At 73.7% G+C, this 21,276-nt stretch carries 23 protein-coding genes; 8 read left to right on the top strand and 15 right to left on the bottom strand.

The window, feature by feature from the left end; genetic code table 11:
- Positions 1-175: 175 nt before the first annotated feature.
- On the top strand, positions 176-1,246 hold the full coding sequence (locus O2W18_RS06485; RefSeq protein ID WP_269186710.1) for a type IV toxin-antitoxin system AbiEi family antitoxin domain-containing protein: 1,071 nt from the start codon (positions 176-178) through the stop codon (positions 1,244-1,246).
- Positions 1,247-1,329: 83 nt separating this feature from the next.
- On the opposite strand, the gene O2W18_RS06480 is transcribed toward O2W18_RS06485, so the two are convergent.
- The 3 genes from O2W18_RS06480 to O2W18_RS06470 all read right to left on the bottom strand — a co-directional run bounded on the left by O2W18_RS06480 (position 1,330) and on the right by O2W18_RS06470 (position 3,548).
- Complete coding sequence (locus tag O2W18_RS06480) at positions 1,330-2,742, bottom strand: glycine--tRNA ligase (protein WP_269186709.1); 1,413 nt, start codon at positions 2,740-2,742, stop codon at positions 1,330-1,332.
- 79 nt (positions 2,743-2,821) lie between these two features.
- Complete coding sequence (locus O2W18_RS06475; protein WP_269186708.1) at positions 2,822-3,085, bottom strand: hypothetical protein; 264 nt, start codon at positions 3,083-3,085, stop codon at positions 2,822-2,824.
- A 16-nt stretch (positions 3,086-3,101) separates the two neighbouring features.
- Entirely contained in the window at positions 3,102-3,548 is a 447-nt protein-coding gene (locus tag O2W18_RS06470; protein ID WP_269186707.1) for a DUF1622 domain-containing protein, read from the bottom strand.
- A gap of 136 nt (positions 3,549-3,684) precedes the next feature.
- On the opposite strand from O2W18_RS06470, the gene O2W18_RS06465 reads away from it, so the two are divergent.
- Positions 3,685-5,658 carry a methyl-accepting chemotaxis protein gene (locus O2W18_RS06465; RefSeq protein WP_269186706.1) on the top strand — a complete coding sequence of 658 codons (1,974 nt, stop codon included), beginning with the start codon at positions 3,685-3,687 and terminating at the stop codon, positions 5,656-5,658.
- A gap of 3 nt (positions 5,659-5,661) precedes the next feature.
- Here the strand turns inward: O2W18_RS06465 and O2W18_RS06460 are convergent, their stop codons facing one another.
- Entirely contained in the window at positions 5,662-5,937 is a 276-nt protein-coding gene (locus tag O2W18_RS06460) for an antibiotic biosynthesis monooxygenase family protein (protein WP_269186705.1), read from the bottom strand.
- Between the two features lie 65 nt (positions 5,938-6,002).
- On the opposite strand from O2W18_RS06460, the gene O2W18_RS06455 reads away from it, so the two are divergent.
- Positions 6,003-6,362: an ArsR/SmtB family transcription factor gene (locus O2W18_RS06455; protein WP_269186704.1), complete on the top strand. Its 360-nt coding sequence runs from the start codon at positions 6,003-6,005 to the stop codon at positions 6,360-6,362.
- A 61-nt stretch (positions 6,363-6,423) separates the two neighbouring features.
- Here the strand turns inward: O2W18_RS06455 and O2W18_RS06450 are convergent, their stop codons facing one another.
- The 3 genes from O2W18_RS06450 to era form a co-directional block, all read right to left on the bottom strand.
- Positions 6,424-7,188: an isoprenyl transferase gene (locus O2W18_RS06450; protein ID WP_269186703.1), complete on the bottom strand. Its 765-nt coding sequence runs from the start codon at positions 7,186-7,188 to the stop codon at positions 6,424-6,426.
- Complete coding sequence (gene recO, locus O2W18_RS06445; RefSeq protein WP_269186702.1) at positions 7,185-7,931, bottom strand: DNA repair protein RecO; 747 nt, start codon at positions 7,929-7,931, stop codon at positions 7,185-7,187. Before recO ends, O2W18_RS06450 begins: the two co-directional genes overlap by 4 nt.
- Positions 7,932-8,015: 84 nt before the next feature.
- Positions 8,016-8,933 carry a GTPase Era gene (gene era / locus O2W18_RS06440; protein ID WP_269186701.1) on the bottom strand — a complete coding sequence of 306 codons (918 nt, stop codon included), beginning with the start codon at positions 8,931-8,933 and terminating at the stop codon, positions 8,016-8,018.
- 75 nt (positions 8,934-9,008) lie between these two features.
- On the opposite strand from era, the gene O2W18_RS06435 reads away from it, so the two are divergent.
- Entirely contained in the window at positions 9,009-9,608 is a 600-nt protein-coding gene (locus tag O2W18_RS06435; RefSeq protein WP_269186700.1) for a hypothetical protein, read from the top strand.
- On the opposite strand, the gene O2W18_RS06430 is transcribed toward O2W18_RS06435, so the two are convergent.
- The 8 genes from O2W18_RS06430 to O2W18_RS06395 all read right to left on the bottom strand — a co-directional run bounded on the left by O2W18_RS06430 (position 9,609) and on the right by O2W18_RS06395 (position 16,100).
- Positions 9,609-10,268 carry a response regulator transcription factor gene (locus O2W18_RS06430; protein ID WP_269186699.1) on the bottom strand — a complete coding sequence of 220 codons (660 nt, stop codon included), beginning with the start codon at positions 10,266-10,268 and terminating at the stop codon, positions 9,609-9,611.
- Positions 10,265-11,344: a sensor histidine kinase gene (locus tag O2W18_RS06425; RefSeq protein WP_269186698.1), complete on the bottom strand. Its 1,080-nt coding sequence runs from the start codon at positions 11,342-11,344 to the stop codon at positions 10,265-10,267. Before O2W18_RS06425 ends, O2W18_RS06430 begins: the two co-directional genes overlap by 4 nt.
- The gene (locus tag O2W18_RS06420) at positions 11,341-12,222 is read right to left on the bottom strand and encodes a UbiA family prenyltransferase (protein WP_269186697.1); all 882 of its coding nucleotides are present in this window, start codon (positions 12,220-12,222) and stop codon (positions 11,341-11,343) included. The genes O2W18_RS06425 and O2W18_RS06420 overlap by 4 nt, the downstream gene beginning before the upstream one ends.
- Positions 12,223-12,322: 100 nt before the next feature.
- A complete protein-coding gene (locus O2W18_RS06415) occupies positions 12,323-12,661 on the bottom strand; it encodes a cytidine deaminase (protein ID WP_269186696.1) in 339 nt (112 codons plus the stop codon).
- 6 nt (positions 12,662-12,667) lie between these two features.
- Positions 12,668-14,008 (bottom strand): hemolysin family protein, encoded by a 1,341-nt coding sequence (locus O2W18_RS06410; RefSeq protein WP_269186695.1) that lies wholly within the window; start codon positions 14,006-14,008, stop codon positions 12,668-12,670.
- The gene (gene ybeY / locus O2W18_RS06405) at positions 14,005-14,502 is read right to left on the bottom strand and encodes an rRNA maturation RNase YbeY (protein WP_269186694.1); all 498 of its coding nucleotides are present in this window, start codon (positions 14,500-14,502) and stop codon (positions 14,005-14,007) included. Before ybeY ends, O2W18_RS06410 begins: the two co-directional genes overlap by 4 nt.
- Positions 14,503-14,504: 2 nt before the next feature.
- Positions 14,505-15,635 carry a PhoH family protein gene (locus O2W18_RS06400; RefSeq protein WP_269186693.1) on the bottom strand — a complete coding sequence of 377 codons (1,131 nt, stop codon included), beginning with the start codon at positions 15,633-15,635 and terminating at the stop codon, positions 14,505-14,507.
- A gap of 93 nt (positions 15,636-15,728) precedes the next feature.
- Positions 15,729-16,100, bottom strand: coding sequence for an HIT domain-containing protein (locus O2W18_RS06395; RefSeq protein ID WP_269186692.1), 372 nt, complete (start codon positions 16,098-16,100; stop codon positions 15,729-15,731).
- A gap of 151 nt (positions 16,101-16,251) precedes the next feature.
- Here O2W18_RS06395 and O2W18_RS06390 point away from each other — a divergent pair, with 151 nt between their 5' ends.
- The 4 genes from O2W18_RS06390 (at position 16,252) to O2W18_RS06375 (ending at position 21,257) form a co-directional block, all read left to right on the top strand.
- Positions 16,252-17,811: a GAF domain-containing protein gene (locus O2W18_RS06390; RefSeq protein ID WP_269186691.1), complete on the top strand. Its 1,560-nt coding sequence runs from the start codon at positions 16,252-16,254 to the stop codon at positions 17,809-17,811.
- A gap of 142 nt (positions 17,812-17,953) precedes the next feature.
- The gene (locus O2W18_RS06385) at positions 17,954-18,904 is read left to right on the top strand and encodes a putative selenate ABC transporter substrate-binding protein (protein ID WP_269186690.1); all 951 of its coding nucleotides are present in this window, start codon (positions 17,954-17,956) and stop codon (positions 18,902-18,904) included.
- Complete coding sequence (locus tag O2W18_RS06380; protein WP_269186740.1) at positions 18,901-19,647, top strand: phosphonate ABC transporter ATP-binding protein; 747 nt, start codon at positions 18,901-18,903, stop codon at positions 19,645-19,647. The genes O2W18_RS06385 and O2W18_RS06380 overlap by 4 nt, the downstream gene beginning before the upstream one ends.
- A complete protein-coding gene (locus tag O2W18_RS06375; protein WP_269186689.1) occupies positions 19,644-21,257 on the top strand; it encodes a PhnE/PtxC family ABC transporter permease in 1,614 nt (537 codons plus the stop codon). Before O2W18_RS06380 ends, O2W18_RS06375 begins: the two co-directional genes overlap by 4 nt.
- Positions 21,258-21,276 lie beyond the last annotated feature (19 nt).

The following is a 21,276-nucleotide window of genomic DNA, read 5'->3' as shown; positions in this document are numbered from 1 at the left end:
GACCTGACGTTGAGCCGTGCCGTGACCCGGCTCAACGTCAGGTCACGTGGGTCAACCCGGTCGGCGCCTACCGGGTTCCCGGCTGGAGCGCCTGCCGATGTCCACCGGTGAGCGCCCCGTCCACCGGTGGGTCCGAGGGTGCGCTCTTGGTCCGGCGGGTGGTCAGGCTGCTCGGATGACCGTCCCGGTGCCCGTCCCGATGGCCGTCGACGAGCCCGGACGTCGTCGGTTGGGGGTCTTCACCACCGTTGAACTCGCCGCTACGGGGATCGGGGAGCGCGAGGTCCGGACGGCGGTACGGGCCGGAGCGTGGGTGCGGCTGCGCACCGGCGTCTTCATCACCGCGGCCGACCTCGCCGAGGTCGAGCGGACCGGACGACGCCCTGGGCTCGACGCGGTGGCCGTCACCGCCGGCCTGGCCCGGTCGTCCGCCGTCCTGAGTGGTGCGACGGCCGCGTGGGTCTGGGGGCTGCCCCGTCCGAGGTCCGCCCCGCCGACGGTCGAGCTGACCGATCCGCACCGGTGGCGCCGTGGGCGTGGGTGGCTGATGACCCGGGCCGCGCTGCCGGCCGACGAGGTCACCGTCCGTGGCGCCTACCGGGTCACGACCGCGGCGCGCACCGTCGTCGACCTGGCCCGGGACTGGCCTGAGGTGGATGCCGTGGCCGCCGTCGATGCCGCCCTGCTGCGCGGGCTGACCACGCGCGACGAGTTGGGCCGGGTGCTGGAGAGGCAGGCGTGCGTGCCCGGCGTCCCGCGGAGCGTGCGGGCGGTCGCACTCGCAGACGGCCGGGCCGAGTCGTGGCTGGAGACCCACGGCCGGATGACAGTTGCCGCGCTCGGCCTGCCGCCGTTCGTCCCGCAGGTGGAGCTCTGGATCGACGGGAGGCTGGTGAAGGTCGTCGACGGCTGGTACGCCGAGCACGCCGTGGCCCTCGAGTTCGACGGCCGGGTGAAGTACCGCCGTCCGGCGTTCGGCCGGACCCCCGAGGACGCGCTCTGGCAGGAGAAGCGGGCCGAGGACCAGCTCAGGGCCCGAGGTGTCCGGTTCGTCCGCGCCGCAGCGGTCGACCTGGGCGCCCGGCGGGCCGAGTTCGACCGCCTGGTCCGACGGATGCTGTCCACCCCCGGACCAGCGACCCGGGACTGGACCGAGGTCCCCCGAGCCACCGGCCGGCCCCGAGATCGATGCGATGGGGACGACGGGTGGCTGGCCCGGGCCGACGACCTGGTCGGCGCGGGTTGAGCCGGTGGACCTGACGTTGAGCCGCGCCGTGACACGGCTCAACGTCAGGTCAGCCGGGTTGACCCGCCCGGCAGCACCCCGGGTCAGCAGCCGGGGAGGCGGGCTCCGAGGTAGCTGACGACCTGGGACAGGGCGACCCGCTCCTGGGTCATCGAGTCGCGCTCCCGGATGGTCACCGCGTCGTCCTCGAGGGTGTCGAAGTCGACCGTCAGGCAGAACGGGGTGCCGATCTCGTCCTGCCGGCGGTAGCGGCGGCCGATGGCGCCGGCGTCGTCGAAGTCGACGTTCCAGTTGCGGCGCAGCGTCGCCGCGAGGTCACGGGCCTTCGGCGAGAGGTCGGCGTTGCGCGACAGCGGGAGGACGGCGGCCTTCACCGGCGCCAGCCGCGGGTCGAGCTTGAGCACCGTGCGGGTGTCGACGCCGCCCTTGGCGTTGGGGGCCTCGTCCTCGGTGTAGGCCTCGACCAGGAAGGCCATCAGCGAACGGGTCAGCCCGGCCGCCGGCTCGATGACGTAAGGGGTCCAGCGCTCCCCGGAGGCCTGGTCGAAGTAGGACAGGTCGGTCCCGGAGTGCTCCGAGTGGGTCTTCAGGTCGAAGTCGGTGCGGTTGGCGATGCCCTCGAGCTCGCCCCACTCCGAGCCGGTGAAGCCGAACCGGTACTCGATGTCGACGGTGCGCGTCGAGTAGTGGCTCAGCTTCTCCTTCGGGTGCTCGAAGTGCCGCAGGTTGTCCGCCGCGATGCCCAGGTCGGTGTACCAGGCGGTGCGGGCGTCGATCCAGTACTGGTGCCACTCCTCGTCGGTGCCCGGCTCGACGAAGAACTCCATCTCCATCTGCTCGAACTCGCGGGTGCGGAAGATGAAGTTGCCCGGGGTGATCTCGTTGCGGAAGGACTTGCCGATCTGCCCGATGCCGAACGGCGGCTTCTTGCGCGCGGCGCCCATGACGTTGGCGAAGTTCACGAAGATGCCCTGGGCGGTCTCCGGGCGCAGGTAGTGCAGCCCCGACTCGTCCTCGACCGGGCCGAGGTGCGTCTTCAGCATCATGTTGAAGTCGCGCGGCTCGGTCCAGGATCCCGTCACGCCGCAGTTCGGGCAGGAGATGTCGGCCAGCCCGTTCTCCGGCAGCCGGCCCTTCTTCTCCTCGAACGCCTCCTCGAGGTGGTCGGCGCGGAACCGCTTGTGGCAGTTCTGGCACTCCGTCAGCGGGTCGGTGAAGACGCCGACGTGACCGGAGGCGACCCAGGTCTGGCGGGGCAGGATCACCGAGGAGTCCAGGCCGACGACGTCGTCCCGGCTCTGCACGACGGTGCGCCACCACTGCTTCTTGATGTTCTCCTTCAGCTCCACGCCCAGGGGGCCGTAGTCCCAGGCCGAGCGGGTGCCGCCGTAGATCTCACCGGAGGGGAAGACGAACCCCCGGCGCTTGCAGAGGTTGACCACCTTGTCCAGGCGAGCGGGGTCGGCGGTACGGGCGGGGGCGGTGTCGCTGGGCACGGGGGCTCCATCCGGCTGGGGTGTCGGCGAGTGACCCCCAGACGTTAGCCGCCGGAGCGACGTCGCCCGGCCACGGGCATCAGCTCCCGGCGGCGGTCGGCACCCGCCGGTCCGCCCCCAGGGCGTGCATCACCAGCTTCCGGACGGCGATCACCAGGGCGACGCCGACCAGGCCGCGGAAGGTGAGCTCGCCGGCGAGCCGGATCAGGCCGGCTGCGATCAGGAAGTCGAGCAGGACGCCGAACGCCAGCAGGACGTCACGCAGCCGCACCAACGTGATCAGGCCGGAGGCCAGGCCCAGCACGGCCACCAGCAGTGCGGCGTCCTCCAGCAACGGGCTCATGCCGGCTCTCCACGGTTCACGTCCGGTCACCGCCGGCGCGCCCGCCCTCGCGTTCGCGGCGCCTCTCGTCGTTCTTCTCGACCTCTTCGCGTTCCTCGGCGATCTCCTTGCCCAGGAAGTAGTTCAGCGCGGTCCGGATGGCCGCGATCGCGGCGAGCTTGCCGATCTCCTCGAACGACGGCGCGATGGCGGTGCGCAGGACGTCGCTGGCCAGCTGGAACTCCAGGCCGAGCAGCAGGTAGCGGGCCAGCCCCAGCCGGACCCGGACGAACTCGTCGCGGTGCCGGCCGCGTACGGCAGCGCGGACGAACTGGACGGTGGCGATCACCGCGCCGATGAAGATCACGATCGCCCCGACGGCCTCGACCAACCTGATGAAGAGGTTCACGTAGTCCTCGAGCAGCTCCTCGGAGAGGAAGCTGTGGGGGAACCCGGTCGTCTCTTCTGCCGCCAGCACGTCCACGGGGCGGTCCCTGCCCCGGTGGCGGTCGGCCTACTCCCCGGCGGTGGTCACAAGAGGGTCGCGCGCTGCCGATCTCGGGGACGCACACACGCGCGCGGCACACGCGGGCAGGAGCGCACCTCCGAGAGGCCACCCCATGACCGGCACCCGCCTGGCCACCGCCCTGCGCCTGCGCTCCCTCCGCGCGCTGCTGGTCCTGGTCGTGCTCGCCTGCTCCACGATCCCGCTCGCCGGCCTGGGCGTCTTCGCCTGGCAGCGGAGCGAGGGCGACTGGGTCCGCAACTCCGGGGAGCTGCTGCAGAGCGAGGCCCGGTCGACGATCGACAAGATCGACCGGAACCTGTTCGAGCGGTACGGCGACGTGCAGGCCTTCGCCTTCAACCCCGACGCCTCCGCCGACCCGGCCACCGTCGGGCAGGCCGCGGACTTCTACAGCACCAACTACGTCATCTACGACCTGCTGCTGGTGGTCGACCTGACCGGTCGGGTGGTGGCCGGCAACAGCGTCACCGGGGACGGCGAGGCGGTCGACCCGGCCGCCTACGCCACCGCCGACCTGTCCGCCCGGCCGTGGTTCTCCCAGGCGCTGGCCCTGCCGGCCGGCCAGACGTACGTGCAGGACCCCGAGGTCGACCCGCTGGTCACCGCAGCCACCGGCCGGGACGACGCCACCCTGGTGTACGCCGCACCGGTCTACGGGCCCGACGGCAGCGTGCAGCGGCTGTGGGTCAACTGGGCCTCGGTGCCGCGGGTGATCGGGCAGATCATGGACGAGCAGGTCGCCGGGCTGGCGGCCCGCGGCCTGGACGTCACCGCCCAGCTGCTGCGCAGCGACGGCGCCGTCCTGGTCGGACCCGGCGCCGAGGACGGGCTGGACCTGGCCGCGGCCGGCTCCCCGGCCGCCACCGCGCTGGTCGCCGGGGGCTCGGGCCACGGCACGGACGGCCTCGCCGACGGCACCGGCCAGGACGTCGAGCAGGTGCGCGGCTGGTCGGCGTCGCAGGGTGCGCTCGGGTTCGCGGGCTACGGCTGGGGCGTGGTGCTCAGCGAGGACCTGGCGGACGCGGTCGCGCCGGCGTCCTCGCTGCTGCGTGCCGTGCTGCTGGTCGCCCTGCTCGTCGCCGCCGTCGTCGCCGTCCTCGCCCTGCTCGTGGCCCGTGCCCTCACCCGGCCGCTGGACCGCGCAGTGGGCGCGCTCGAGCTGGTCGCCGCCGGCGACCTGCGGCCTCGGCTGCCGGAGTCGGGCACCGACGAGGTGCGCACGCTGGCCGTCGCGCTCAACCGGTCGCTGGAGAACGTGGGCAGCGCCCTCAGCGACCTGCGGGACCGCACCAACGACCTGTCCGGGGCATCGGACCAGCTGCGCGGCCTGTCCGACGCCGTCGCCCGCGACGCCGCCCGCGGCACCGAGGTGGCCGGCACGGCCCGGGCCGCCACCGAGGCCGTCAGCGACAACGTGCGCACGGTGGCCGCCGGCGCCGAGCAGATGGGGGCCTCGATCCGGGAGATCGCGCACTCGACGTCGGAAGCCGCCCGGGTGGGCGCCTCGGCGATGGCGGCCGCCCGCGAGACGACGGCGATGGTGGCCCGGCTCGGGGAGTCGTCCCGGCAGATCGGCGACGTCGTCGGCACCATCACCTCGATCGCCGAGCAGACCAACCTGCTCGCGCTCAACGCCACCATCGAGGCGGCCCGGGCCGGCGAGGCCGGCAAGGGGTTCGCCGTGGTCGCCGGCGAGGTCAAGGACCTCGCCGCGGAGACCCAGCGGGCGACCGAGGACATCGTCCGGCGGGTGGAGGCGATCCAGACCGACACCGCCGGCGCCGCGGCGTCGATCGCCGGGATCGCCGCGGTGGTCGAGCAGGTCAACGACTTCCAGCAGACCATCGCCTCGGCGGTGGAGGAGCAGAGCGCGACGACCGCGGAGATGAGCCGCAACGTCGCCGAGGCGGCCAGCGGCACCGACGGCGTCCGGGCGAACGTCCGCTCGGTGACCGAGGCGGCCCGGTCCACCGCCGGCTCCACCGAGTCGACCCGGGAGACGGCGGCGGCGCTGGCCACGGTCACCGAGGAGCTGCGCGAGCTGGTCGCCCGCTTCCAGCTGCCCTGAGCGTCAGTCGGTGAGGTAGACGCCGGGCTCGTCCAGGGCGTGCACCCACACCGGCGCACCGGCGATCTTGACCTCGGCCGCGGACAGGCCCCGGCGGTAGGAGCCGACGCCGTCCCAGCTGGTGCAGAGCGCGAACAGCTCCGGGTCGTCGGCGGACCGGCCGAGCTCGCCGCGGACGAACCCGAGGCGCTCGCGCAGCGCGGCCAGCAGCTCGTCCGCGGCGGTCAGGAACGCCGGGACGGTGGCTTCGGGGACCCGCAGACGGGTGACGGCGAACACCGGGGCCAGCTTCCTCCTCCGCCCGGAGGTTGACAACGGTTCTCAGCGACTCGGACCATGACGCCATGACCGCGTCCGCGACCCCGTCCACCCGGCCGGCGGCGCGGACCGTGCCCGCCGACGTCCAGGCTGCCAGTGAGCTGCTGGCCGCCCTCGCCTCCCCGTTGCGGATGTCGATCGTGACCCTGCTCGACGAGCACGGCTCCCGCTGCGTGCACCAGTTGGTCGAGGCGCTGGGGGTGCCGCAGCCGCTGGTCTCCCAGCACCTGCGGGTGCTGCGCGGCGCCGGGTTGGTGACCGGTGTCCGCCGGCACCGCGAGGTCGACTACCGCCTGGTCGACGGGCACGTGGCACACATCGTCCGGGACGCCCTGGCCCACGCCAGTCACGCCACCGAGCCCACCGACACCGAGTCCACCGCCTGATGGCCCCCTCGCAGGGACCCGCTGCGAGCCTGCGAGCAGTGGGGGGCGAGGGGGTCCTTGTTCAGGCACTGCCGAAACGACGCTGCCGGCTGGCGTACTCCTCGACCGCCTGCCACAGGTGCCGGCGGTCGAAGTCCGGCCAGAGCGTGTCCAGGAAGACCAGCTCGGCGTAGGCCGACTGCCACAGCAGGAAGTTGCTGGTGCGGTTCTCCCCGGAGCTGCGCACGAACAGGTCGACGTCGGGCATGTCCGGCTCGTCCAGGAACCGGGCGACCGTCTCCTCGGTGACCTTGTCCGGCTTGATCCGGCCGGCGGCCACCTCGCGGGCGATCGCGGCCGCGGCGTCGGCGATCTCGGCCCGGCCGCCGTAGTTGACGCACATGGTGAGGGTCAGGACGTCGTTGTCCTGGGTGAGCTCCTCGGCGACCTCCAGCTCCTTGATGACGCTGCGCCACAGCCTGGGACGGCGCCCGGCCCAGCGCACCCGCACCCCGAGTTCGTGCATCTCGTCGCGGCGGCGGCGGATGACGTCGCGGTTGAAGCCCATCAGGAAGCGGACCTCCTCGGGGCTGCGCCGCCAGTTCTCGGTGGAGAACGCGTAGGCGCTGATCGCGCCGATGCCCAGCTCGATGGCGCCCTCGACGCAGTCGAAGAGCGAGGACTCCCCCGCCTCGTGCCCGGCGGTGCGCGGCAGCCCCCGCTGCTTCGCCCAGCGGCCGTTGCCGTCCATCACGATCGCCACGTGCTGCGGCACCTTGTCGGCCGGGATGTCCGGCGGGGTGGCGCCCGAGGGGTGCGGGTTCGGCGCCTTCACCTCGCGCCTCATGTGCGGTCCACGAGCGGCAGCGAGCGCAGGCCGCGCTCCAGGTGCCACTGCAGCAGGGCCGCGACCAGGCCGCTGCCCTCCCGCCGGTTGGTGCCGAGGCTGGCCTCGGCGTGCGCCCAGTCGCCGGACAACAGCGCCTCCATGAGCTCGATGGTGACCGGGCTGGGCATCGCCGAGCCGGTGGGCCGGCAGGACGGGCAGACGGTGCCCCCGGCCGGGACGGAGAAGTGCCGGTGCGGGCCGGCCTCGCCGCACCGGGCGCAGTCGCCCAGCGCCGGCTCCCAGCCGGCGACGGACATCGCCCGGAGCAGGAACGCGTCCAGCACGAGCGAGGCGGGCTTGACCCCCTCGGCGAGCGTGCGCAGCGCCCCGATGACGAGCAGGAACATCCGCAGCGACGGCTCCTTCTCCTCCACCGTCAGCCGGTCGGCGGTCTCCAGCACGGCCGTGCCGGCGGTGTAGGCGCGGTAGTCACCGACGATCTCGGTGCCGTAGGGGCGGATCGACTCCGCCTGGCTGACGATGTCGAGGTTGCGGCCGGTGTAGAGCTGCAGGTCGACGTGGCTGAACGGCTCCAGCCGGGCACCGAACTTGCTCTTGGTGCGCCGCACGCCCTTGGCGACCGCACGTACCTTGCCGGTGCGGCGGGTCAGCACGGTGACGATCCGGTCGGCCTCACCCAGCTTCTGGGTGCGCAGCACGACGCCCTCGTCCCGGTACAGGGACTGCGGTGTGGTGCTCACGGCCTAGTAGCCCTGTTCCCCGGCAGCAGATCGCTCCGCTCCTCGGTCGCTGGCGCTCCCTGCGATGCTCACTCGCCTGCTGCCTCAGTAGCCAAGCCGGTGCAGCTTCTTCGGGTCGTCCTGCCACTCCCCCAGCACGGTGACGTGCAGGGCCAGGTGCACCCGGCCGCCGAGCAGCATCTCCAGCCCGACCCGGGCCTCGCTGCCGATCGCCTTGATCGTGGCGCCGCCCTTGCCCAGCAGCATCGGCTTCTGGCTGGCCCGCTCGACGTGCAGCAGGGCGTGCACCTCGGTGAAGACGGCGTCGGGGTCGCGCGGGTCGGGCTTGCGGTTGATCTCCTCGACGGTGACGGCGAGGGAGTGCGGCACCTCCTGGCGGACCTTCTCCAGCGCCGCCTCGCGCACCAGCTCGGCGATCTGCCGCTCGACGTCCTCGTCGGTGGTCTGCTCGTCGGGGTACATCGGCGGCCCCTCGGGCAGCATCCCGATCAGCAGGTCCTCCAGCAGGCCGACCTGGTCACCGGCGACGGCGCTGACCGGCACGATCTCGCGGGCCTCGACCAGCTGGCTGGCGGCGATCAGCTGCTCGGTGATCGCCTTCTTGCTGGCCGCGTCGGTCTTGGTGACGACCACGACGATCGGGGTGGTCACCGCCTTGAGCTGCCGGGCGATGAACGCGTCACCTGCGCCCACCGGCTGGTCGGCGGGGATGCAGAAGACGATGACGTCGACCTCGGACAGCGTGTCCCGGACGACGTCGTTGAGCCGCTGGCCGAGCAGGCTCTTGGGCTTGTGCAGCCCGGGCGTGTCGACGAGCACCAGCTGGCCCGCCGGGCGGTGCACGACCCCGCGGATGGCGTGCCGGGTGGTCTGCGGCCGGTTGCTGACGATGCCGACCTTCTCGCCGACCAGGGCGTTCGTCAGCGTGGTCTTGCCCGCGTTGGGCCGGCCGACCAGGCAGGCGAAGCCGCTGCGGTACGGCGGCTGATCGGAGGAGGTCACGCCGTCCAGTCTCCCACTGTGCACCGACAGCACTGCCGCGGCCGGGGCGGGAGCTGCCCTGGGATCATGGCCGGCATGCCACCCCGGTCCCGACGCGACAACAGCGAGCCCCTGATCGTGCAGGCCGCCCGGGACCGCGAGCGGCACATCGACCAGGTCACCAGCTACGGCTACGTCGCCCGCCGCGGCCCGAAGCGGCACGTCACGGTGACCCCGCGGCCGCTGCGGTACTGGCAGTACGACCCGGCCTCGCCGCGGGTGACCGCGCTGACCGTGCTCGCCGTCGCGGCCTGGCTCGGGTTCCTGGGCTGGCGGGACGGGAGCGCCGCGGTCGCCGACGAGGCACCGGTCGCCCTCGGGCTCGGGCTGCTGGTGCTGGCCGTGTCCACCGGCCGGTTCACCGTCTCCGACTTCGCGGTCTCCACCGACATCGCCGGGCTGCGGCAGACGTCGTCCTTCGGCGTCGTCCCGCTGGTGCTGATCGGCGAGGTGGTGCCGGGAGCACCGCCGGCCGGCTGGCCGAAGGCGAAGGGACGCGGCGGCTGGTGGCCGGGCCGGCACCGGATCAGCGTCCGGCACCTGGACACCGACGGCGAGACCCCCAAGGCGTTCACCGCCTGGGTGCGCGACCCCGCTGCGGTCGCCGACGCCCTGGGCCGCCCGTTCCGCGACTGATCAGTCGTCGCCGAGGCCGGGGGCGAGCAGCCGTGCCCGGGTCGCGCGCCGCACGGCGTCCAGCCGGGACGTCGACCCCAACTTGGCGTTGATGTTGCTCAGGTGCCGTTTCACGGTGCCCTCGCTGATCCGCAGCTCGGCCGCGATCGCGGCGTTGGAGCGGGCCTTGCCGACGAGGGCGAGCACCTCCACCTCGCGCTCGGACAGCATGGGCCCACCCCCCGAGGTGAGGCCGGCCAGTCCGCCCCGGGACACCGAGAGGGTGATCAGGTCCTGCTCACGGTCGGTCGCGGCCCGGATCGCCGCGACCAGTTCGTGGTGCCCGATCGTCTTGATCAGGTAGGCGGACGCACCGCGCAGCAGCAGCTGGCGGGCCAGCGGGGTGTTCTCGTGCATGGTCAGGACGACGATGCGGGTGGACGGCGAGGCACTGCGGATCTCGACCAGCGAGGTCAGCACCGACTGACCCGGCATCTCCACGTCCAGCAGCACCACGTCGGGCTGGTGGAGGCGGGCCAGCCGGACCGCCTCCTCCCCGTTCGCGCCCTCCGCGACCACCTCGATCCCCTCGTGGACGGCGAGCAGCGCGCCCAGGCTCTCGCGGAACAGGCGGTGGTCGTCGACCAGGACCACCTGGAGACCGCGCTCGACGCCGGTCACGTCGACGCCCCGGGCAACGGCACGGTGAGCACCAGCCGGACGCCGCCCGGCCCGGTGTCGAGGGCCACGCTGCCGCCGAGGCCCTGGGCACGCTCGCGCACCGAGGAGAGCCCCACGCTCCGGGTGGCGTCGACGGCCGCGGGGTCGAAGCCGGAGCCGTCGTCGGCCACGGTGGCCGTCAGCTGACCGTCGGCGACCCGGACGGCGACGTCGAGCCGGGTCGCCCGTCGGCCGTGCAGGAACGAGTTGCGGATCGCCTCGCGCACGATGAGGTAGCTCTCCTCCTTGACGTGGCCGGGCAGCGGCGCCACGTCCTCGCCGTCCTCGGCGAGCGTGACCTCCAGCCCGACCGGGGCGGTGAAGTCCAGGTACTCCTGCAGCGCCTGGCCGAGCGTGCGGTCCCCGACCACGTCGCGCAGCCGGGTGGCCATGCCACGCACGTCGTTGAGCGTGTCCAGCAGCAGCTGCCGGGTGGTGCGCAGCCGTGCCACGTCCAGCGGCTGGCCGGTGGCGTGCAGGTGCAGGGCCAGGTCGATCCCCTGCATGGCCGCACCGATCCCGTGGCTGGTGTGGTCGTGCAGGTCACGGGCGACGCGGCGGCGTTCGTCCCGGTTGGCGTCGCTGATCCGGGCGAGCAGCACGTCGACGTAGGAGATCGACGCAGGGATCACGAGCTCGTCGATCACCTGGTGCAGCACCAGCGCGACCTGCTCGGTGGCGGACCCGGCGCCGGGCACCGCGTCGTCCCGGTGGTGCCCGACGAGCGCGGGCAGCGCGCGCTGGAACAGCAGGCTGGCCACCCGCAGCGACTCGGCCGGGTGCAGGCCGGTGCGGGCCCGGTCGGCGCCCACGTCGGCCTGGGCGGCCGGGGCCGCAGCCGGCGGCAGCCCGCGGACCCGGGCGTGGGTCACCCGCAGCACGGCGAGGAGGCGACCGTGCAGCTGAGCGGCCCGGACGGGGTCCGCCGACAGTCGGGGTGCGACCACGGCGGCGTCGGTCAGGACCGTGTCGGCGATCGCGGCGTCGAGCTGGGCGTCGGCACCGGTCAGCCGGCCGACGTCCTCCGGTGCCGTCACAGCAGCACGCTGACGACGACGAGCGGGTTCGCCAGGTACTGGGTGACCATGAAGGCACGGTAGGGCCGACGCCGGTGCTGCCGTGGGCCGCCCTCCGGCGTCAGCAGCGCGAGCACGGCGACGACCTCGCCTCCCAGGCACAGCGCGGCGGCGGGCGCGAGGAGCTGCGGCCAGACGCCGGCGAGCGCGAGGGCGGTGAGCCCGAGCAGCAGCGAGCCGCCGGCGATCACCCGGACGGCGGTGCGGTGTCCGGCCACGACCGGCAAGGTACGTCGTCCGGCCAGCCGGTCCCCTTCCCGGTCACCGAGGTCCTTGGACGTGCCGGCGACGGCCATCCAGGCGGACAGGAGGAGGAACACCGCTGCGTACGGGGCCGTCAGGCCGCCACCGGCGGCCGCCACCCCGGCGCCGTAGCTGAGCAGCCCGCCCCCGATCGCGGCGACCGTGGTGCCGGCCACGGTGTGCTTCAGCGGCCTCGGTCCGACGCTGTAGGCCCAGCCCAGCAGGGTCGTCATCAGCGCGCAGGACAGCAGGGTGGGCACCCCGGAACAGGCCGCCAGCAGCAGGCCGGCTCCGGCGAGCGCCCCCGCCGTCCGCACCGCGACCCGCACCGCGAGTCGACCGGAGGCCAGCGGGCGGGTGCTGCCGTTGGCCCGGTCGCCGAGCAGGTCGGAGACCCCGTTGACCAGGTAGATGCTCGTCATCAGCAGCACCCAGGCGAGCGCACCGACCGCGACCGCCGGCCGCAGCACTCCTGCGCCGGCCACCCCGACGACGGCCCCGACCGTGTACCGCAGCGCGAAGACGACCTGCACCACCGGGCGGGCCTCCACCCAGAGCAGGGGGACGGCACAGAGCAGGGGCGAATGCCGTGTCACGGACACAGATCCACCCTGCTCCAGGGCGGACCGATCTCCGCGCCCCGAAAGGTGTAGGTCGACTACACCCTTCGACACATCGGCCAGTCGCCGACCGTGGTCAGGAGGTGGTCCGCAGCACCCCGTCGGGGCCGGCGAGCAGGACCGGCGCCGCGGCGGTCAGGTCGTGGACGGCGGCCAGCCCGGCCTCCTCGACGGCCTCTGCCGCGCTGACGACGGCGGCCGCCTCGAGCCCGTCGACCCCACTGGAGACGGCGGCGGCGACGGCGGCCTGCAGCGCGGACAGCTGCAGCGAGGGCAGGGCCACCGTGGCGGCGAGGTACGTGCGGCCGTCGGTGTCCCTGACCGCGGCGCCTTCCGCGGCACCGGTCCGACTCCGGGCGGAGCGGGCCAGCGTGATCAGCTTGGCGTCCTCGGGGTCCAGCTCAGCGGAGGTCACGGCCGCTCAGCTTTCCACGGCCGCCGGTTCGGGCTCGCGGGCGGGCTCGTCGGCCTCCTCGTCGGAGCCCGGCTCGGTCACCCGGCAGACCAGGATCGTGTCGATCTGGTTGCGCCGCCCGCCGGTGCTCTCGGCGACCAGCCGCAATCCGCCGACCTCGGCCTCCGACCCCTCGATCGGCACCACGCCGATCTCCCGGGCCAGCAGACCACCGACGGTCTCCACCCCGTCGTCGTCGGGGAGCTCGACGCGGAACAGGTCGGCGAGGTCCTCGACCGGCAGCCGGGCGGTGATCCGCACCGAGCCGTCCTCCAGCTCCTCGATCGGCGGGCGCTGGACGGTGTCGTGCTCGTCGTCGATCTCGCCGACGATCTCCTCGAGGATGTCCTCGATGGTGACCAGGCCGGCGAAGCCGCCGTACTCGTCGACGACGACGGCCATGTGGGTGCGGGAGGCCTGCATCTCCCGGAGCAGCTCGTCCACCGGCTTGGACTCCGGCACGAAGCTGGCCGGGCGCAGCACGTCCTCGACCTTCGGCTCGCTGGCCCGGGGGTCCGTGGCCCCCTGCGTGCGCCGCACCAGGTCCTTGAGGAAGACGACGCCGATGATGTCGTCGACGTTCTCCCCGATGACCGGCAGCCGGCTGAAGCCGCTGCGCAGGCAGAGCGCCAGGGCCTGCCGCAGCGTCTTGCCGCGCTCGATCCAGACCACGTCGGGCCGGGGCACCATCACCTCGCGGGCGATGGTGTCGCCGAGCTCGAAGACGCCGTGGATCATGTTCCGCTCGCCGGCCTCGACGACGCCGCGCTCCTCGGCCATGTCGACCAGCTCGCGCAGCTCGACCTCGCTGCTGAACGGGCCGTCGCGGTAGCCCCGGCCGGGGGTGATCGCGTTGCCGATGAGGATCAGCAGCGTGGCGATCGGGCCGAGCAGCCGGCCCAGCAGCCGGATCAGCGAGGCCGCGCCCAGCGCGATCGGGTAGGCGTGCTGGCGGCCCAGCGTCCGCGGGCCGACGCCGATCAGCACGTAGCTGACCACCGTCATCACCGCGATGGCGACGAGGACACCCACGGCGATGCTGGCGAACAGCCCGTCGAGGATGACCGCGACGATGACGGTCGCCGCCGTCTCGCAGACGATCCGCAGCAGCAGCAGCAGCGCCACGTGCCGCGCCCGGTCCTCCATGACCTGCGTCAGCGGACCGGCCCGCTTGGCACCGTCCCGCCGCAGCTCCTCCACCGCGGCCTTGGACAGCCGCTGCAGGGCGGCGTCCAGTGCGGCGAAGACGCCCGCGACGAGGACCAGGACGACGGCGATCCCCAGCAGGACGATCGCGGTCGAGCTCATCGGGTCTCCGGCTCCACGGGCTCGCCGGTCACCGGCTCTCGTGGGGTGGCGCGCCAACCCTCGAGGAGCTTGGACTGCAGGCCGAACATCTCCTTCTCCTCGTCGGGCTCCATGTGGTCGTAGCCCAGCAGGTGGAGCACGCCGTGGGTGGCCAGCAGGAGCAGCTCGTCGGCCGTGGAGTGGCCGGCGGCGCGGGCCTGCCGGACGGCGACGGCCGGGCAGAGCACCACGTCACCGAGGAGCGCCGGACCGGGGTCCGGGTCGTCCGGACGGGCGGTGTCGAGCTCGTCCATCGGGAAGGCCAGCACGTCGGTCGGGCCCTTCTCGCCCATCCACCGCTCGTGCAGGCTGGCCATGTAGTCGACGTCGACGCAGAGCACCGACAGCTCGGCCAGCGGGCTGACCTCCATGGCGTCCAGCACGTACCGGCAGACGCCGGCGAGCGCGCCTTCGTCGACGGAGATCTCGGACTCGTTCGCGACCTCGACGGGCACGCTCAGCTCCCCTGCTGCCGGGGCTGGGCCCGGCCGGGCCGGGCCGGGCGTGTGCCGGTCGCCTGCGCCGGGGTCTGCCGGGTGGCGTCCCAGCGCTCGTAGGCGTCCACGATGTCGCCGACCAGCCGGTGCCGGACGACGTCGGAGCTGGTCAGCGTGGAGAAGTGGACGTCGTCGATGCCGTCGAGGATCTCGCGCACGATCCGCAGGCCGCTCTGCGCACCGCCGGGCAGGTCGACCTGGGTGACGTCGCCGGTGACGACCATCTTCGAGCCGAACCCGAGCCGGGTGAGGAACATCTTCATCTGCTCGGCGGTGGTGTTCTGCGCCTCGTCGAGGATGACGAACGCGTCGTTGAGCGTGCGGCCTCGCATGTAGGCCAGGGGGGCGACCTCAATGGTGCCGGCCTGCATCAGCCGCGGGATCGACTCCGGGTCGACCATGTCGTGCAGCGCGTCGTAGAGCGGCCGCAGGTAGGGGTCGATCTTCTCCGACAGCGAACCCGGCAGGTAGCCCAGCCGCTCACCGGCCTCGACCGCGGGGCGGGTCAGGATGATCCGGTTGACCTGCTTGGTGGTCAGCGCCTGCACGGCCTTGGCCATCGCCAGGTAGGTCTTGCCGGTGCCGGCCGGGCCGATGCCGAAGATGACGCTGTGGTGGTCGATGGCGTCGACGTACCGCTTCTGGTTCAGCGTCTTGGGCCGGATGGTGCGGCCCCGACGACTGATGATGTCCAGGCTCAGCACGTCCGCGGGGCGCTCGGAGCCGCCGGCGCGCAGCATGCCGACGACGCGGCGGACCGAGTCCGGACGCAGCGCCTGGCCGGTCGCCAGCAGGGCGATCAGCTCGTCGAAGACCCGGACGGCGAAGGCGTTGTCGGCCGGCTGTCCGGTGATCGCGATCTCGTTGCCGCGCACGTGCACGTCGGCGGCGAGCTCGGTCTCGACCAGGCGGAGGAGCTCGTCCCCGGACCCCAGGAGGGCCACCATGGAGACGCTGTCGGGGACGGTGATGGAGGTGCGGACCTCGGCCGGTACGGCCGATTCCGGGACGCCGGCTGCCGCGGCACGCGCGGAGAGCTCACGGGAGGACGCGATGGTCTCCGGTACGGCGTCTGGTGAGGTGTCGGGCAAGAACGCTCGACCCTGCCTTCCTGCGACGGGGGTTGTGACTCGATCCAGCGTACCCGCGCGGACCGCGTCGACACCCCGCTCGGGCCGCCGGGCTCAGCCGGGGGGCCAGCCCAGGCCGCGGCCGCCGAGCACGTGCAGGTGCACGTGGTGGACGCTCTGGCCGGCCTGCGGGCCGGTGTTGGCCACGACGCGGTAGCCGGGCTCGGGCACCTCCGCCGTCACCAGGCCCTCCTGGACCGCCACTGCGTGGGCGGCGGCGACCAGCTCGGCGGTGAGCCCGGGGTCGGCCTCGGCCAGCGCGCCCAGGGTCGCGTGGTGCTCCTTGGGGACCACCAGCACGTGGGTGGGCGCCTGCGGGTCGATGTCCCGGAAGGCCAGCGTGCGGTCGGTCTCCCGGACGACGTCCGGCCGGATGTCCCCGGTCACCATCCGGCAGAACAGGCAGTCGCTCGTCGGCTCGGTCACCGGCCCGACTGTAGGGGGTGCCCAGCTCGGCGGAACGAAGAAGTCCGGGTAGGTCGCACACAACCGGCCGGTTCGGCTACACCGACGCTCGGAGCTGCCGAGGACGTCAGCGGACGTCGAAACGACGGCGGCCCCGACCGTGGAGACAGCCATGCGCATCGTCGCGTCCCGCCGCAGCACCGTCGACCAGGGGGCCGAGCTCGTCGAGGCCCGTTCCGACGTGACCGCGGTGACGCGGGTGTTGACCGCCCTGGACCGGGCCACCACCTGCGAGGAGGTGGCCCGGGTCGCGCTCGACACCGTCCGGGACAGCTTCGGTTGGGCGTACGGCTCCTACTGGATGGTCGCGCCGGAGGACGGGCAGCTGCACTTCACCGTGGAGTCCGGTGACGCCGGACCCGAGTTCCGCGCGGTGACCCGGAGCGCCTCCTTCGCCGAGGGCGTCGGGCTCTCCGGACGGGCCTGGAAGGCCCGGGACCTGTTCTTCGTCGCCGACCTCGGCGAGATGACCGACTGCGTGCGGGCCCCCGTGGCCCAACGGGTCGGGGTGAAGAGCGGCGTCTGCTTCCCGATCATCCAGAAGGGCCGGGTCGTCGGGACGATGGACTTCTTCACCATGGAGACCCTGGCTCCGTCGGCCGAACGGCTCGACGCGCTGCGGGCGGTGGGGCTGCTGGTCTCCCAGGCCTTCGGCCGGGTGGCCGAGGCCGCTGACCAGAAGCGTGCCGCCGGCGACGTCGCAGCGATCAACAGCCTGCTCCGCGGGTTCGCCCAGGCGCGCACGCAGGAGGAGACGCTGTCCGTCGCGCTGGACACCATCCGGCGGGAGTTCGACTGGCACTACGGCTCCTACTGGGCGCTGGACGCCTCGACGAACGACCTGCGGTTCGCCCAGGAGTCCGGCGACCTGGGGCCGGAGTTCCGGCGGATCACGCTGGAGGCGGGCTTCGCCAAGGGCGTCGGCGTCGCCGGCCGCACCTGGGCCGCCGGCGAGCTGGTGTTCGTCGAGGACCTCGGCCAGGTGCACGACTGCGTGCGCGCCCCGGCCGCGCGCAACGCCGGCGTCCGCTCCGGGGTGTGCCTGCCGATCAGCGTCGGCGGCCGGATCGTCGGCACGATGGACTTCTTCGCCAAGCGGACGCTGATCCTCGCCGACAGCCGGCGGGACGCCCTGCGCAACACCGCCTTCCTGATCTCCCAGACGCTGGAGCGACTGGCCGCCACCCAGCGCATCGCCGACGCCGGCCGGGAGATGGTCGCCTCGATCGACGAGGTGGAGCGCAACGTCGCCGAGGCCACCAAGGTCGCCGGTGACGGTCAGCGCGTCGCAGGCGAGGCCACCGAGTTCGTGGCCGGGCTGGGACGTTCCAGCGCGGAGATCGACAAGGTGGTGAAGGTGATCACCGGGATCGCCGAGCAGACGAACCTGCTGGCGCTGAACGCCACGATCGAGGCCGCCCGGGCCGGGGAGGCCGGCAAGGGGTTCGCCGTGGTCGCCGGTGAGGTGAAGGAGCTGGCCCGGGAGACCGCCCAGGCGACCGAGGACGTCAGCAGCCGGGTCGCGGCGATCCAGGGCGACGTGCAGAACGTGGTCGGCGCACTCGCCTCGATCCGGGACATCGTGGAGCGGATCAACGAGACCCAGCACCTGATCGGCGGCGTGCTCACCGAGCAGGCGGCGGTCACCCGCAGCATCGTCGACCTGGCCTGACCGTCCCGCCGACCACCGAAATGGCCATTTCGGTGGTCGGCGCGGCCCGGGAGGACGGCGTGGGCGACGATGGGCCGGTCCCCGTCGCCCCTCTCCCTTGGAGGTCCCCCGTGTCCGCACCGCAGCCCCATCCGAGGACGTAGTGAGCAGCCGTCGCGCCGTCCGGTCGGGTGGCTTCGGAGAACACGCACTGAACAGGCGCGGCTTCCTCGCCGGGAGCGCCGCCGTCCTCGCCGCCGGGCTCGCCGCCTGCAGCCGGGACTCCCCCGTGTCGTCGTCCGGGGGCTCGACCGGCAGCCGCGGCTCGCTGACCATCGGCGCGATCCCCGACCAGGACCCCGAGGTCCTGCAACGGCTGTACGGCACGCTCGCCGACTCGATGTCGGAGGCGCTCGACCTCGACGTCCGCTACCAGCCGGTCACCGACTACGGCGCCGCCGTCTCCCTCTTCCGCACCGGCGACCTCGACCTGGTCTGGTTCGGCGGGCTCACCGGCGTCCAGGCCCGGTTGCAGACCCCCGGCGCCGAGCCGATCGCCCAGCGCGACATCGACGAGTCGTTCCACTCCGTCTTCATCGTCAACCCCGCCACCGGGCTCGCCCCGGCCGACGACCTCACCCCGCTGGCCGACCTGCGCTTCACCTACGGCAGCGAGACGTCGACGTCCGGCCGGCTGATGCCCGCGTACTTCCTCGCCGAGCAGGGCCTGGACCCGCAGGGCTTCCCCGGCGGGCCCGGGTTCTCCGGCTCCCACGACGCGACGATCTCGCTGGTCTCCTCCGGCAGCTACCAGGCCGGCGTGCTCAACGAGCAGGTGTGGCGGTCCCGCGTCGAGGACGGCACCGTCGACCCCGCGGCGGTGGTCCAGTACGCCCGCACGCCGGAGTACCACGACTACCACTGGCTGCTCGGTCCGCAGGCGGTCGAGCGGCTGGGTGCGGACCTGCCCGAACGGCTGCTCGAGTACTTCACCGGCCTGCCCGCCGGGGACGAGGTGCTGGAGCTGTTCGGCGCCGGGGCCTTCATCCCGACCGAGGCGGCGAACTACACCCAGATCGAGGCGATCGGCCGCGACCTGGGGCTGATCAGCTGAGCGCCGTCCTCCGGCTGGACGGCGCCGAGGTCCACTACGGCAGCACCCGTGCCCTGGCCGGCGTCGACCTCACCGTCGACGCCGGCCAGCGGGTGGCCCTCGTCGGCCCCTCGGGGGCCGGCAAGTCGACGCTGCTCGGACTGGTCAACGGCTCGGTGCCGCCCACCGCCGGCACCGTCGAGGTGCTCGGGGCCGACCCCACGGCGCTGCGGGGCCGGGCCCAGCGGGAGTTGCGCGCCCGGGTCGGCACCGTCCACCAGCACCTGGAGCTGGTCGGTCAGCTGCGCGTGGTGCACAACGTCAACGCGGGGCGGCTCTCCAGCTGGCCGGCCTGGCGGGCGGCCTGGTCGCTCCTCCGCCCGCAGGGGCTGCCCGAGGTGCTCGCCGCGCTGGAGCGGGTGGGGCTGGCCGACCGGGCGTTCGAGCGCACCGAGCGGCTCTCCGGCGGCCAGCGGCAACGGGTCGCACTCGCCCGGCTGCTGGTGCAGCAGCCGGAGCTGGTGCTCGCCGACGAACCGGCGTCGGCGCTGGACCCGGTGCTGGCCGAGCGTGCCCTCGCCCTCCTCGCCGGGCTGGCCGCCGACCGGGGCGGCGCGCTGGTCGCCTCGCTGCACGACCCGGCGCTGGCGCTGCGGCACTGCACCCGGGTGGTCGGCCTGGTCGAGGGCCGGGTGGTGCTCGACGCGCCCGCGGCCGTGCTCACGGTCGGGGACCTCGCCGACTTCTACGGCGCCCCGCGGTGACCGCCGTCCTGGACCGGCCGCAGGCACCGCCACGGCTGCACCGGGTGCGGAGCCGCTGGGCGTGGGGACTGGGGGCGCTCGCCGTCCTCGGCTGGTCGCTGGCCGGGGCCGGGGCGTTCGCCGGCGACGTCGTCAACCCGGCCGGCGCCGGGCAGTTCGGCCGGTTCGCCTCCGCTGCCCTCTCCCCCGCCCTGGACGGCGAGTTCCTGCGGGTGCTCGCCGACTCGGTGCTGGTCACCGTCGCCTACGCCGCCCTCGGGGCCGCGCTGGCAGTGCTGCTGGGCGCGGTCGGCGCGGTGGCGGTCGCCCGCACCTCCTGGGGACGACGCCGGCTGGGTTGGACGCTGTCCCGCGGGGCCCTCGCCGTCCCCCGAGGGCTGCACGAGGCGGTGTGGGGGCTGCTCCTGGTCAACCTGCTCGGGCTGGATCCCTGGGTCGGGGTGCTGGCGATCGGCGTCCCCTACGGCGCGGTGACCGCGAAGGTCTTCGCCGACCTGCTCGACGAGGTGCCGCGCGGCGGCTACGAGGCGCTGCTGGCCGGCGGGGTGGGGCGGGTGCCGGCCGCGCTGTACGGGCTGCTGCCCCCGGCGTCCGGCGGGCTGCTGTCGTACTCCTTCTACCGGCTGGAGTGCGCGGTGCGCTCGGCCGTGGTGCTCGGGCTGATCGGCGCCGGGGGGCTGGGCTACCAGCTGCTGCTGTCGTTCAGCTCGCTGCGCTGGGAGCAGGTGTGGTCCTGCGTGTACGCCCTGGCGCTGCTGTGCCTGCTCGCCGACGTCGGCGGCCGCGCGGTGCGGCGACGGGTGGCCGCACCGCGCTCCTCCGGGGACCGGCTGCGCCGGGACCCGGCGCTGACCACCGCGGTGCTGGGCACGCTGGCCGCGGTCGTCTGGTCGTGGTGGTACCTGGCGATCTCCCCGGCCACCCTGGTCGCCGACCGGACCGGCGAGCAGCTGCGGTACGTGCTGGCGGCCGCCTGGCCCCCGGACGTCGACGCGCCCCTGCTGTCCGCGGTCGCGGTCGCTGCGGTCGACACGGTCCAGATGTCGGTGATCGCGATCGCCGTCGCCACCGCCGGGGCGGTGCTGCTGGCCGGGGTGGCCGCCCGCCCGGCCCGGGCGTCCGCCGGACGTCGACTGGCCGGGAGCGTCGCCCGGCTCGCCTTGTTGCTGCTGCGGGCCGTGCCGCCGCCGGTGTGGGCGCTGGTGCTGCTGTTCGTGCTGCTGCCCGGGATCCTGCCCGGCGCGCTGGCACTGGGTGTCTACACCCTCGGCGTGCTGGGGCGGCTGGCTGCGGAGGCGACCGAGGAGCTGGACCCGCGGCCCCGGGCGGCGCTGACCGCGCTGGGCGCCGGGCCGGTGGGCGGCTGGCTGTACGGGGTGGTCCCGGCGGCGATCGGGCCGGTGCTGGCGTTCGCGCTGTACCGGTGGGAGGTGGCCATCCGGGACACCGTGCTGGTCGGGCTGCTGGGCGCCGGCGGGCTGGGTGCGCTGCTCGCCTCCCGGGTGGCCGCCTTCGACTGGGGGGCGGTGACCACGGTGCTGGTGGCGCTGGTGCTGCTGACCGCCGCCGTCGACCTGGTCAGCGCCCGCGCCCGGGCCGCCCTGCGGTAGCCCTGGCAGTTGATCATCG

The sequence above is a fragment of the Modestobacter sp. VKM Ac-2983 genome (genome assembly GCF_026967885.1).
Taxonomy (GTDB): domain Bacteria; phylum Actinomycetota; class Actinomycetes; order Mycobacteriales; family Geodermatophilaceae; genus Modestobacter.
The sequence above is the reverse complement of the archived record's forward strand: the minus strand, read 5'-3'. Positions and strand labels throughout refer to the sequence as shown.

Bases quoted from the DNA above. Each gene is read 5' to 3' on its own strand.
- O2W18_RS06485 (WP_269186710.1), top strand. From the start codon at position 176: ATGACCGTCCCGGTGCCCGTCCCGATGGCCGTCGACGAGCCCGGACGT.
- O2W18_RS06475 (WP_269186708.1), bottom strand. From the start codon at position 3,085: ATGAGCCCGTTGCTGGAGGACGCCGCACTGCTGGTGGCCGTGCTGGGC.
- O2W18_RS06465 (WP_269186706.1), top strand. From the start codon at position 3,685: ATGACCGGCACCCGCCTGGCCACCGCCCTGCGCCTGCGCTCCCTCCGC.
- O2W18_RS06455 (WP_269186704.1), top strand. From the start codon at position 6,003: ATGACCGCGTCCGCGACCCCGTCCACCCGGCCGGCGGCGCGGACCGTG.
- O2W18_RS06450 (WP_269186703.1), bottom strand. From the start codon at position 7,188: ATGAGGCGCGAGGTGAAGGCGCCGAACCCGCACCCCTCGGGCGCCACC.
- O2W18_RS06435 (WP_269186700.1), top strand. From the start codon at position 9,009: ATGCCACCCCGGTCCCGACGCGACAACAGCGAGCCCCTGATCGTGCAG.
- O2W18_RS06410 (WP_269186695.1), bottom strand. From the start codon at position 14,008: ATGAGCTCGACCGCGATCGTCCTGCTGGGGATCGCCGTCGTCCTGGTC.
- O2W18_RS06390 (WP_269186691.1), top strand. From the start codon at position 16,252: ATGCGCATCGTCGCGTCCCGCCGCAGCACCGTCGACCAGGGGGCCGAG.